Raw genomic sequence first — 12,752 nt, forward strand, 5'->3', positions numbered from 1 at the left:
GAAACTTTCATACAGCATATGAAACAGAACAATAAAGATATAAATGCCAAAGTGATTAGTGAAAAAGAGAACTATGAAAAGGAAAAAAACTCAAGTGAAGCCGTAGAAGAGTTACTCAGTTTTCCATATAGGCTTTTATGTATAGCTTTCATTACCAATATAATAGTAAGTTATTATTGGATTTATACGAAGAAAAAAAGTTTGTCGTTAAGGAAAGCTTTGGGAGCAAGTAATATAAATCTTTTTATTTTTATATTTAGTCAATTATTTTTATGTGCAATCACTGCATCAGCCTGTGCAATATGCATACAATGGATTTTTAGCATTTTGAGTGAAAATATTATAGAGTTTACAAGTTATAGTATTAGTTTACAGTCTACTCATATTGTAATGTGTGTATTTCTTTCACTTACTATAGCTTTCATCCTCTCTGTAATACCATTTGTATATGTGCTTAAAAGTGAACCTGCTAAAGCATTAAAGGAGTAAAAATGATGAGAATAAAAAGTGCGTTCATAGCATTAAAAAAGAGATTTCTATTTTCCGTACTTCTTCTAATACAGATTACATTTGGATTAGCAACTCTAACCAGTTCAATTAATGTATTTTATAATTTACACCATCTAAACGATAAATCCAGCTCGGTATTAAATGTGGATAAAACATATTTAGTTACTTTTGAAATGACGACAGATAGATTACAAAGCAATCAATATAATAAAGAGAAAATTCAAGCGGTTTATAATACAATTCATCAAAATAAAGATGTGATTTCGTATGGTACATACGAGGAGCGAGTTATTGAAATAGAGTCAAGTAATAGACCATTTCAAAACAGTATGATTACTGATTTGAAACATAAAACGTTTCACGATGAAAGACCTACTATTAAAACAATTTTTGTAGATGAAAATTACTATAAAATGTTACGTTTACCTTTAAAACCTGAAGAAGGTTTCTCGCATGATGACTTTCAAAAAAATAGTGAAGAAAAAACAAAAGTTTTAATGGGTTCTTACTTTAAGAAATATTTTCAAGTTGGAGATACAATTAATGATCGATATACAATTATAGGGTTTTTGCCAGAAAATAAATTTATCGTAAATAATAATACGACGAACACATATTTGAAGTTGGATTACGCAATGATAATGCCTATGTCATTTGATAGATTTGAAAAATATGAAGCAATGTTTTTAAGACTACATCAAAGTACAGTTTTATATTTACAAAAAGGTGCAGATGTAAAGAAACTAGAAGAATCAATTCAACTTAAAGGAAACGGCGGTACGTTTCATTTAAAAAGTTTAGGTGATGAAATAAATGAAGATGTTACTCTTAACGGCTATTCGGAAATACCTCAACTTATAGTAGGAATCTTATTCGTTGTATTCTCGATCGTCGGAATTGTAGTAACGACCATTGTTTCTATCTTGATGAGAAAGCGGGAATTTGGTATAAAAATAGTTTTTGGCGAAAGTAAATTTGGTATGTTTATTCAAATTGTTTTAGAGAACATTATTGTAGCAATAACTGGCTTAGGAATGTCGATAACTTACTTTTCATGGAGGTATGGGGTTCTATTACAAATGTCGAAGGATTTAAAGGAAGCAACGGTATTAGACTTTAAATTGGATATGCCTATATTGTTTTTAGTATTTCTATTCTTATTATTAATCATTGTTGTCTCGAATGTAATTGTCTTCTTATTTATTAGAAAGCTTGAACCGAAAACATTAATAGGTGGAATGGAATAATGGGGTTAATTGAACTAAAAGATATTAAGAAGGTGTATAGTAATAAGAATCATAATACGTTCGCGTTAAACGGTATAAATTTAACGATAAATAAGGGCGAAATTATAGCGGTAATGGGGCGATCAGGCTCAGGGAAGAGTACATTACTAAATGTTATAGGGTTAATTGATATGCCAAATGAGGGTGAATATATGTTAAATGGAAAATCATTAACTGAAATTAGAGCAAATAAAGTTCATAAAACAAGAAATGAAATGATTGGATTTATTTTTCAATATTTTGCATTGTTAAAAGAACATACTGTACTGGATAATGTAGTGCTACCACTCACATATAGAAAGTTAAAGCAACGGGAAAGAGAAAATAAGGCGAAGTTCTATTTAGAAAAAGTAGGTTTAAAAGAACATATGTATAAAACACCGGACGAGCTATCGGGTGGACAGCAGCAGCGCGTCGCAATTGCAAGAGCGTTAGTAGGCGAACCAGAATTAATATTGGCAGATGAACCGACTGGGAATTTAGATAGGAAAACGGGAGAAGAAATTATGAGTTTGCTATTACAACTGAATGAAGAAGGGCGAACAATTATTATTGTAACGCATGATATGGAAGTAGCGAATAAGTGTAATAGAATTATTGAGTTAGTTGATGGGGAAGTTGTGCGGAGTTAGTAATTCAACAATTATATCTAATTTAAGAATCCGTATTGATTAATTTTTCAAGATGGATTCTTTTTATTTGTAGGATTAAAGTAAAACAACAAATCCCCCGTAACTTTTTATGATAGAAATTCGTTTAACAAAAGAAACGATTTTTAATAATGAATGGGGGAGAACCATGAAAATGTTAATACTAGGTGGTACACGATTTTTGGGAAGAGCTGTTGTAGAAGAGGCTTTGAACAGAGGGCATGAAGTTACATTATTTAACCGCGGAACAAACAAAGAAATTTTTCCTGAAGTGGAGCAGCTGATCGGTGACAGAAATGGTGATGTATCAAGTTTAGAAAATCGAAAATGGGATGTTGTTGTGGATACATGTGGGTTTTCTCCGCATCACATTAGAAATGTTGGAGAAGTACTTAAAGATAATATTGAACACTATATATTCATCTCAAGCCTTTCCGTATATAAAGATTGGATTCCGCATGACATAAAAGAAGACTATATATTACAACCTGAACCGACGGAAGAGCAAATAAAGGCTGTAGAGAATGGTGAAATATCTCCTTATGAGCATTATGGTGCGCTGAAAGTATTATGCGAAAAAGAAGCAGAGAAGTATTGGCCGGGGCGTGTTTTACACGTAAGAGCAGGACTTCTTTCAGGAATGTTCGATTATACAGATCGACTTCCATACTGGATCGGGCGTGTAGCAAAAGGAGGTAACGTGTTAGTTCCAGGAAGAAAAAATCGTCCAGTGCAGATAGTTGATATAAAAGATGTCGCGAGATTTGGACTCAACATGGCAGAAAATAATAAAGCAGGTACATTCAATATAACAGGTCCGAATGATGAATTGACGATGGACGAGCTATTAAATACGTGTAAAAAAGTTACGAATAGCGATGCTGAATTTGTTTGGGTAGACGAATCGTTTATGAGTGAACACAATGTGCAGCCTTGGACAGAAATGCCTTTGTGGATTCCAGAAACTTTCCCGTTAGATGGTGAGACGAAGCCGTGGAGAGGCGGGTTTTCTATTTGTATCGAAAGTGCGGTTAATGAAGGGCTTACTTTTAGAAGAATAGACGAGACAGTTACAGATGTGTATGAGTGGATGGAGAGTACGGAAGAATGGGAATTAAAAGCAGGTATTTCAGGCGAGAGGGAGAAGGAATTGTTAGAAAGATGGTATCAATAAATTTAGCGGAGTTCTTTGAATATGCTTGATTGCACATAAGGAGGAAAAGGTGATGTGGAAAGACACCATTCACAGTATCTCATCAAATTTAAGCTTGAAAAACCCAGCTGCGAAGGATGAACTTACTGATATACAAAAATGTTTACATGTGGAGTTACCGAATGATTTATATCAATTATTACAGGAAACAAACGGTATAGAAGGTGAATACGGTGACTTTATATGGTCTGCTTCAAAAATTAAAACTGAAAATATGAGTATGAGAAATATAGTTGATTTTAAAGATTTATACATGCCTTTTAACTGTTTATTATTTTTTGCTGATGGGGGAAATGGTGATTTGTTTGGCTATTCCATTTTGAATGGAAAAGTACAAAGAGATGATATATATGTATGGAACCATGAAAATGATAGTAGAACGTGGGTTGCTCCTTCTTTAAAGACTTTTATGGAGTGGTGGGAGAGTGGAAAGATGATAATTTAAATATAGTATCAAAAAAAGTGCCTTGTCACTAAAGAAACAAGGCACTTTTTCACGAATAATTAATCTACCACTCAATCGGTTCTTCTCCGTACATCTCCCATAGCTTAGGAAACATCTTTTTTAAACCTTCTTCATCGTCTTCATTCCAGTCAAATTCAAAATCTACATCGTCGAATTCTTCATTAGATAAGACATGGTAAAGTGTAAAGTAAGTATCATCTTCGTCACCAGTTTTTTCTGCATATACAGTGAAACCGAAATATAAAGAAAGTTCTTCTATTTCTGGGACGTCATACTCACTCAAATTTTCTAATACAGGAATTAATCGTTCTGGATCTTCAATACAAGCTTCGTATGTCTCTTTTCCTTGATATAATAACCATCCGCGGAAGTAATCGAAAGTATCATCTGAACAACCACCCATAATAATATAGGCTGCTGCCCATAAACGGGAGGTATAGGAATCTTTCAAAAGACGATGCATATGCGTATCAAAAGCTACAATTTCATGTACTGTACGTTTAGCAAGGTGGGAAGTAAGCCATTCTATTTGTTCTTCTTGGTCTTCACCTTTCGTTTTTGCACGATTAAGTAGTTCCCAAAATTCTTCTTCTGTTATCGTTTTTTCTTTTATGTAATCTTCCCCAGGCAACGGGTCTGTATATCCCTTTTTACGTTTGGAAGCAATTAGTTTGTTAGCTTCTTTCATACATTCTTCTTCTGTTTCAAACTCTTTCGCTTTCACACTGCCAGCTGTGCCAATTTTTCCGTAAAACACAACATAGTCTTTTTCTTTCACAACGATTTTCCAAAACTTATTTGATTTCTCAGTTTGCTGGGTTAATAACGTTTCCATCCGTACCCCCATAATGTTTTCTAGTGTGCAATATGATTGTAACATATGTATATACACTTGTAATGATGAAAAATAATAGTTTAGAAAATTCGAAAACCATTGAATGGGGTGGATAAATTTAGTAACCTTATTTGTAAAGTAATTACATAATTGTTTTGTAATAATTCAATATTTGTATAAAGGGGCGTTATGGATGGATCTTACGTTTAAAGTTGAGGAAACAGGTTTTAATTACCGCGTTGGAGCAATTTGTAAACATGATAATAAAATACTTATTCTGCAAGGTGACGGTGAAGATTTTTGGTATGTACCCGGCGGTAGAGTAAAAATGCTAGAGAATAGTGAAGATGCATTAAAACGAGAACTTGCGGAAGAGATAGGTGTTCCTATTAAAAGGAAAAGGTTAATATGGTCAGTAGAAAATTTCTTTACACTTTCTGAGCGAAAGTTTCATGAAATTAGTTTTTATTATGAAGTAGAGCTACATGAGTTACCTGCGAGTGGAACGGATCAATATATTTTGGAAGAAGAGGGTAGAACGTATTTGTTTAGATGGGTGCCAGTAGAAGAACTGCATACATATAACTTACAGCCTGCATTTATAAAAGAGAAAGTAAAGGATGTATCAGTTCACACAGAACATATCGTATTACAAAAGTAAATGTATTCGGAGGGGAAAATGGTGAAGGGAACTAAAAAAGAGGTACATATAAATGACAAAGTAATTCGTTACACACATATCAAAAAAGGCTCTAGTACCGTTTGCTTTATGTTTTCAGGTTCAGGATACAATTATGATAAGCCGTTATTTTATTACGCAACGATGTTAATGCTTGAACATAAAATAGATGTTGTACATATTCATTATTCTTATGATGGACAATTAATGAATAAACCAATGGAAGAAGTAACGAAAGTAATGATGGATGATATTAATCCTGTAATAAATGAAGTATTAAAAGATGAGCAATACAACGAGACTATGTTTTTAGGGAAGTCACTCGGAACAATTCCGATTGCAAATGATTTAATGAAGAGAGAAGAATTCGCGCAGTCAAAAATGATACTACTTACACCTTTACTGACGTTTGATACAATTTTTGATTCTATCTTACATAGTCGACACGAAGGGTTTTTAGTTATTGGGGATAAAGATCACCAATACAATGCAGATCAAATTGATCAGTTATATAAAACGAATTTACAGATTGAAGTTGTCAAAAATGCAAATCATTCTGTAAATGTTGGGGGATATGAAACGGAAAATTCAATTGAGGCTATAGCGAAAATAATAGGAAAACTTAAAGAAGTTGTTAGGACAAACTAACCTATTAATACATGCAAAAGAGGTGCGAATTGCACCTCTTTTACTTTAATAAGCCTTCAAAACATGAAGTAAATAATCCTTACGATTCAGCGGATTATAATCAACACGTTTTCGAGTAGGGAAGGGAGCCATAAGTTTTGTGAAACCAGCTGGCTTCGTTGTAAATATGCCTTCTCCTTCTGTAAATGAATGTAGTATTCGTTTGAAACTCTCTGTTTTCGCAACAGGTAATGATCCTGTTAACTGATAAGAATTGTTATTGAATATAGGCTCTGCAAAAGTTGCTGGAACGGCAGCGAGCTTATACATTGCGGTACTAATTGCTTGCTCCGGTACAGTTAATTCAAACGCATTAACTGGTTCATATACATATGTTGCAGCTTGTTTTAAAGCATCCATTAAAACGAGCGGTGTTAAGTTTCTAAAGTCACTCGCTGTTGTAACAGGACTAGCATAACCAGTATGTGTTAACGTGACGATAATATCTGTAACTTCCCACCCATATAATCCTTGTTTTAACGTTTGAAATACCGTATCTTCAATCGCTTTATGAAATGCTAAAGGTAGTGAGCCGAGCTCAACACCTAATTTATATGTTATACCGCAATTAAGTTCACCACGTTCAACTTTGAATCCGATTGTTGCGTAAAATGGATTCTCTTTTTCACCCATTACTTCAACAGAATTGCCTACGCCAATTGGTTTCTCGATACATACAACTCGCGTATTTGAAAAATTAACCTGCAAATTATATTTCTCATAAAGTGTTGTTTCAATTACTTCTTTTTGTACCTCACCGAAAAGGCGAATATATAGTTCATTATGAACATCGTCTTTCCAAACTTTAATGAGCGGATCTTCTTCACAGAGTTCCATAAGAACAGCGTATAAATTATGAATTAGCTCTTTAGGTACCGCATCAATGGCAGCTTCCATTTGTGGTTCGGCAAAGTGAATATCTTTTATATAATCCGTACGTTCACCGATAATATCACCAATTTTAATATCATTCAGCCCCCACACTTTACAAAACTCACCGCTAGGAACGGTAGAAGTTTGAACGGTATCTCCATTATGAAATAGGCACATTTTTTTTATCTTTTCTTTATGGAATAGAGACTTACTGCGCTGTATATTAACATATTTTCTAACATGTAAGCTACCTGAAAAAACTCTTATATAAGCAACCTTTTCTCCAGAAGGTTCACGTTCAATTTTAAAAACAACACCGGATAATGGTTCCTCTTGTGCCGATGTAAGAGCTGGAATGAGAGCCGGAAGTTTTTCAAGAAGTTCTGTTACGCCCATACCAGTCATTGCTGAACCGAAAAAGATTGGATACACATTCGCTTGCTGTATTTGCTGTTCTAGTTTTTCTCTTAATAGTGCGTCCGGTATTATTTCGTTATTTACATATGATTCAAGTAATGATTCATTAAATGGTGCTAACAGTTCCATACAATCGTCATATGATTTGTATTCAATGATCCGGGCTTCTTTCATTCCTTCGTTTAGAACAGAGTAGAAGGGGAATGCTTCATTTGAAAGAACCTCTTTTATTTGTTTCATAACTTTTTCACTGTTTGCGCCACTACGATCAATTTTATTAACGAATAAAATAGTCGGTATGTTTAGTTTCTGTAATGTGCGCATTAAAATTTTTGTTTGTGCTTGCACACCTTCAACGGCAGAGATAACTAAAATCGCACCGTCTAGAACGCGGAATGATCGCTCCACTTCAGCGATAAAATCAGCGTGTCCAGGTGTATCAATGACATTTACTTTTACAGCATCAATAAAGAAACGACAGATGCTTTAATCGTAATTCCGCGTTGTCTTTCTAATTCCATTGAGTCAGTTTGTGTATTACCACTATCTACTCGGCCAATTTCTTTAATCACATTCGTTTCATAAAGAATACGCTCAGTCAAACTCGTCTTGCCAGCGTCTACGTGCGCGACAATCCCTATATTTATTGTTGTCATTTGTGAATATCCTCATTTCATTTTCCATTTTCAATTCCTCATTTCTATTTGTATATTGCCGCATTATCAATCACTCTCCAGTTCTTTAAATTAGTATTATTATAGTGCAATTAACATTATTTGTAACGCTACAAAGCGCCTTAATTTGGAAAAAATAAAATGAAAACAAAATGCTTGCATTCTAAATCGATATAGATTATATTAATTGACATATCAACTATTGATACATCAAATGTTTTTATTTTGATTGTAAAGGAGGGTTAATTTGACAAGTTCATGCTCAAAAGAAGCGATTATTTTATATAAATTACACTTTCTAAATAAAGAAGTAAGTTCGAAATTTGAAGGGTGTACGGGTATGAGCCAGTCTCGATTAGAGCTTATACTTCAGTTATATGAAGTAGGTGAAATTAGTCAAAAAGCACTTCAACAAGAAGTGAATATTGATAATGCTGCGATAACAAGGCATTTAAAGCAGCTTGAGGCCAATGAAATGATTGTAAGACGTAAAAATCCAGATGATAACAGAATTACGTTAGTTTCTCTTACTGAAGAGGGACGAAATAAAATTCAAGCATTTCAAGAGGAAAAAGAACGTTTTGCAGCATCTGCATTTAAAGGATTAAGTGAGGAAGAACGCGATAATCTTTTAAATATGTTAAATCACATTCAAGAAAATATAAAAGAATTATAAAAAAGGGAGAATACAACTATGACTAACTCAGTAAAAACAAATGATTTTAACGAAATTTTAACAGGACGTCGTTCAATTCGTAAGTACGACCCTTCAGTGAAAATTAGCAAAGAAGAAATGACAGAAATTCTTACAGAAGCAACACTTGCACCATCTTCAGTAAACATGCAACCATGGAGATTCGTAGTGATTGAAAGTGACGAAGCGAAAGCAACACTTGCGCCACTTGCAAAATTCAATCAATCTCAAGTAGAAACATCTTCAGCAATGATCGCTTTATTTGGTGACTTAAACAACTTTGATAACGCAGAAGAAATTTATGGTACAGCAGTAGAGCGTGGACTTATGCCAGCAGAAGTAAAAGAAGATCAAATGAAAAAACTTTCAGCTTACTTCTCTATGGTTACACCAGAAGTAATGAAAGATACAGTATTAATTGACGGTGGTCTTGTAGCGATGCAATTTATGCTAGCAGCTCGTGCGCACGGTTATGACACTTGTCCAATTGGTGGATTTGAAAAAGACCAAATCGCAGAAGCGTTTGGACTAGATAAAGAACGCTACGTACCAGTAATGCTAATTTCAATCGGGAAAGCTGCTGACAGTGGTTACCAATCAGTACGTCTTCCAATTGACAAAGTTGCTGAGTGGAAGTAATCTAATTAGATCATAGAAATATATGGAATATGAAAGGGGAAACACCATGATTATTATTCACGCAATATTTCAAGTAGACCCAGCAAAACAACAAGCATTTTTAGAAGAAATTCAGCCACTCATTCATGGTTCAAGAGAAGAAAGTGGAAATGTATCTTATGACTTATATAAAGATACAGAAAAAGAAAGTGTTTATACGATGGTAGAAGTATGGAAAGATGAAGCAGCAGTTGCGAGCCATAATACGAGTGAACACTTCACATCTTTCGTTAGTAAAGCAGCACAATTTTTAACTGCTCCGCTTAATATAAAAGCTTATAATGGAGAATTAGTAAAATAATAAGGTAGAAAAAGATGACTTTAGCATATGGCTGAAGTCATCTTTTTTGTATAAGTAGAATCCATTTTGGACTCAGTTATGTTGATAGATAAGCGTTGCTCGCATCCTCAGTAACAGTGCTGAATTGTATGTTAAACTCGAACATTCGGTTTATTGGGATATTTTTCCGTGGTATAATTTTCTTGTAAATAAAAGGTAGAGGGGAGTAAGTAATGGGAGAATTTCAAAGTAATTTGCATACGGCAACGCAACTTGCAACGAAAATGAGAAATGCTTCAGATAGAATGCAAAGTGCTACTAGTCGCTCTATAAATAAGGCAACGCGTACGACACTATCTGTGAACTTCCAAGCACAAGAGGCAAATCAACAAAATTTACAGATCACGAAACAATTTTGTACTGCTTTTCAACAAACAATTGATAATATCCATTCCGTAGCAAATGAATTTGAGAAAATGGATACAGGACTTCAAAAGACTTTTCAATAATATAACAACCTACGTAAAGGGGAAAAGGTAGGGAGAAAAGATGAGTCAAGAAATTGAAACGAGAATCAGTCAATGTAATCAAAAATTACGAATTATATTTGAAGAACAAAATGAAAACCGAATTGCGCTGCAAAATCAAGAACGAGCTGAGGTTAGTTTTCATGAATGGAAAAATAGAAGTAATCGTTTATTTAACCGAATACTAGAAACTTGGCACGGCGACAAAGAAGTGTTTCACCTTTTTACGAATATGCGGCAAGAGATCGGGCAGTATGAAAGAAAACTTACATTCGAATTAGAAAATGAAAAAGAGACGTTGCTTAAAGAAAAACGGCATCTCAGTGAGAAAGAAAACGACCTTTCCTATGAACAGCAGCAACTACAAAGGGAGGCCAATACATGAGTTTAAACATGTATTTGGGAGAAGTACAAAGTCAAACTCAAAGTATGAACGCTATATGTAATGCTACGATTCAAAGTATGGAACAAGCCATTCAATCTATTGATGCATTTGCGATAGAAACAGTATTACAAGGACAAACATACAGTAGTGCAAAAGCCTACCTTGTCCAAACATTTCGGCCATTAGCGCAAGGAATCATATGCTTATGTGAAGAATTAATTCGCCAAAATGAAGCATTTCCAAATGAGTTCCAAGCGAAAGTTGCTTCGACAGATGTGATTGAACAAGAAATAAGAGAACAAATAAGGGGAATTAATCAATCGATTACAAGTATAGAAGCAATAGAAGTACTTACACCAATGCCCGGAGTAGGTGCAATTGTAACGGTATTAGGTGCAATGAGAAAAAAACTGGAAGAAAAACTAGAGCATTTATATGAATTCAATCATTCATCCAGCAACAACTACAGCACCGCTCTCCAATTAGCAGCTAGCATCACAGCCGGACTCGCTGAAGTGCAAAGCGGGAAAGGATTTAGTCCTGTGAGTGGGACGTTTAGTACACAAAGGTTGAATATGGATTGGGTGAGTTCGATTCAGGGGATTATAGAAGAAACAGCTCGAAAAAACGATCAGTCAATTAAAGATATAGAAACAAATAACATAATTGAGAAGAAATCTCCGGTTAGAAATGCTTGTGACGATGCGGCAGACGGTATAGTTAGCACGTTTGAAACAGCGAAAAAGATGTGGGAAGCTATTCAAAGAGGATCGGGGAAAGCTATTGGTGATGAAATCGAGTCCGCAATAGCTTTAAGTAATATGGACATAGGAACTTTTATTAATGTAACCTATGCACTTTTCCATTTGGATGAAACTGCAAAAAATATGTGGCATGCATTTTCAAATAAAATAAAACGAGATATGATAGAGGGAGATGCAGAGAGTCGTACAGAATTGACTACCTATGGATTAACACAAATAGCTACCACAATATTAGGCGATAGGGCACTAAATAAAGTAGGCCATATCACAAAAGGAGCAAAAGCATCAAGTGGAGTAAGTACATTTGCTAATGCAGTAAAACTAGCAAAAGAATTGAAGCCTACGCTTGAAATGTTACAATCATTTAAGAGAAATGCTTCCTATGCATTCTCTAGTGTTGGTGGAACTATTGTAACCAAAATACCACAAGGCGAATTATTAGAAGCTTTTTATAAGTTTGCGAAGTCTAAAGATGGTGGTAAGGGTACGGGTGGTGTTGGTAAGGGCGTCAGTGGGGCTGGAAGTAAGATTGATGGAGAACTAATTAGAAAATATGTACGAGATATTGAAACACAGACAAATAGAAAAATACCAAAAAACCAAATGGAAGAATTAAAAAGTGCATTAAGAAATACAGAATATAAAAAGATGACGTCTTCAGAAACAAAGAGATATAGACGAGAGTTTAATAAAATTAAGAATTCATTAATTGATGAATGGGAAAAACAAACTGGTCAAAAATGGCCAACTTATACAGAAGATGTGATTTCAGAGAAAACAGGAAAAATCTTAAGAAAAAAAGGAGAACCTTATGATGCTCATCATATAATTGAAAACTCTTATCGTGGGGAACATGAGTGGTGGAATATCCATCCTGCTAAATTTCCTAATGAGCATCAAGCTGGTATTCATGGTTCGGGTTCACCAGGAAATAAACTTTTTAATGGAGGTAAATAATATGAAGTATGATTATCTAGTATCAAATAAACATAATAGCTTTTATCCAGTAGCATTAGAAGAGATAGAAGAAGTGGAAGAGGTATTAGGTTTGAAATTTCCAAAAGAACTAAAAGATTTCTTCTTAAATGTTGGGTATGGCTTTATCAAAGGTTCTAAGTACAATATTAATCGTAT

15 protein-coding genes and 1 pseudogene are annotated in these 12,752 nt (G+C 34.3%); 14 read left to right on the forward strand and 2 right to left on the reverse strand.

Annotated features, from left to right (window positions below; translation table 11 throughout):
• From ACQGS6_RS15445 to ACQGS6_RS15465, 5 genes are all read left to right on the forward strand, one after another.
• The coding region (locus ACQGS6_RS15445; RefSeq protein ID WP_426965282.1) for an FtsX-like permease family protein at window positions 1-489 on the forward strand (489 nt) is incomplete at its 5' end.
• 2 nt (window positions 490-491) lie between these two features.
• Window positions 492-1,757, forward strand: coding sequence for an ABC transporter permease (locus ACQGS6_RS15450; RefSeq protein WP_194793912.1), 1,266 nt, complete (start codon window positions 492-494; stop codon window positions 1,755-1,757).
• Window positions 1,757-2,428 (forward strand): ABC transporter ATP-binding protein, encoded by a 672-nt coding sequence (locus tag ACQGS6_RS15455; RefSeq protein ID WP_000522860.1) that lies wholly within the window; start codon window positions 1,757-1,759, stop codon window positions 2,426-2,428. The genes ACQGS6_RS15450 and ACQGS6_RS15455 overlap by 1 nt, the downstream gene beginning before the upstream one ends.
• Window positions 2,429-2,594: 166 nt before the next feature.
• Window positions 2,595-3,620: an SDR family oxidoreductase gene (locus ACQGS6_RS15460; RefSeq protein WP_426965283.1), complete on the forward strand. Its 1,026-nt coding sequence runs from the start codon at window positions 2,595-2,597 to the stop codon at window positions 3,618-3,620.
• A gap of 52 nt (window positions 3,621-3,672) precedes the next feature.
• Window positions 3,673-4,104, forward strand: coding sequence for an SMI1/KNR4 family protein (locus tag ACQGS6_RS15465; RefSeq protein WP_426965284.1), 432 nt, complete (start codon window positions 3,673-3,675; stop codon window positions 4,102-4,104).
• 64 nt (window positions 4,105-4,168) lie between these two features.
• On the opposite strand, the gene ACQGS6_RS15470 is transcribed toward ACQGS6_RS15465, so the two are convergent.
• Entirely contained in the window at window positions 4,169-4,960 is a 792-nt protein-coding gene (locus ACQGS6_RS15470) for a DUF4240 domain-containing protein (protein ID WP_000449211.1), read from the reverse strand.
• Between the two features lie 193 nt (window positions 4,961-5,153).
• Here ACQGS6_RS15470 and ACQGS6_RS15475 point away from each other — a divergent pair, with 193 nt between their 5' ends.
• Both ACQGS6_RS15475 and ACQGS6_RS15480 read left to right on the forward strand, forming a co-directional pair.
• Complete coding sequence (locus ACQGS6_RS15475) at window positions 5,154-5,621, forward strand: NUDIX hydrolase (RefSeq protein WP_426965285.1); 468 nt, start codon at window positions 5,154-5,156, stop codon at window positions 5,619-5,621.
• Window positions 5,622-6,287, forward strand: coding sequence for an alpha/beta hydrolase (locus tag ACQGS6_RS15480; protein WP_113710665.1), 666 nt, complete (start codon window positions 5,622-5,624; stop codon window positions 6,285-6,287).
• Between the two features lie 45 nt (window positions 6,288-6,332).
• On the opposite strand, the pseudogene ACQGS6_RS15485 reads toward ACQGS6_RS15480, so the two are convergent.
• A pseudogene (locus ACQGS6_RS15485) lies at window positions 6,333-8,272 on the reverse strand (GTP-binding protein).
• 265 nt (window positions 8,273-8,537) lie between these two features.
• Between ACQGS6_RS15485 and ACQGS6_RS15490 the strand changes: the two are divergent.
• From ACQGS6_RS15490 to ACQGS6_RS15520, 7 genes are all read left to right on the forward strand, one after another.
• Window positions 8,538-8,966, forward strand: coding sequence for a MarR family winged helix-turn-helix transcriptional regulator (locus tag ACQGS6_RS15490; protein WP_000204172.1), 429 nt, complete (start codon window positions 8,538-8,540; stop codon window positions 8,964-8,966).
• A gap of 18 nt (window positions 8,967-8,984) precedes the next feature.
• Window positions 8,985-9,623 carry a nitroreductase family protein gene (locus ACQGS6_RS15495; protein ID WP_000185390.1) on the forward strand — a complete coding sequence of 213 codons (639 nt, stop codon included), beginning with the start codon at window positions 8,985-8,987 and terminating at the stop codon, window positions 9,621-9,623.
• A 46-nt stretch (window positions 9,624-9,669) separates the two neighbouring features.
• Window positions 9,670-9,963, forward strand: a complete 294-nt coding sequence (locus ACQGS6_RS15500; RefSeq protein WP_000583805.1) for a putative quinol monooxygenase — start codon at window positions 9,670-9,672, stop codon at window positions 9,961-9,963.
• Between the two features lie 212 nt (window positions 9,964-10,175).
• On the forward strand, window positions 10,176-10,451 hold the full coding sequence (locus tag ACQGS6_RS15505) for a TIGR04197 family type VII secretion effector (protein WP_000503641.1): 276 nt from the start codon (window positions 10,176-10,178) through the stop codon (window positions 10,449-10,451).
• A 40-nt stretch (window positions 10,452-10,491) separates the two neighbouring features.
• Complete coding sequence (locus ACQGS6_RS15510) at window positions 10,492-10,854, forward strand: DUF3958 family protein (protein WP_000076595.1); 363 nt, start codon at window positions 10,492-10,494, stop codon at window positions 10,852-10,854.
• Window positions 10,851-12,575 (forward strand): T7SS effector LXG polymorphic toxin, encoded by a 1,725-nt coding sequence (locus tag ACQGS6_RS15515; protein WP_426965286.1) that lies wholly within the window; start codon window positions 10,851-10,853, stop codon window positions 12,573-12,575. Before ACQGS6_RS15510 ends, ACQGS6_RS15515 begins: the two co-directional genes overlap by 4 nt.
• 1 nt (window position 12,576) lies before the next feature.
• A partial coding sequence (locus tag ACQGS6_RS15520; protein WP_426965287.1) for an SMI1/KNR4 family protein occupies window positions 12,577-12,752 on the forward strand: 176 nt, incomplete at its 3' end.

The organism is Bacillus sp. GMs2/2 (genome assembly GCF_050172095.1).
Taxonomy (GTDB): domain Bacteria; phylum Bacillota; class Bacilli; order Bacillales; family Bacillaceae_G; genus Bacillus_A; species Bacillus_A cereus.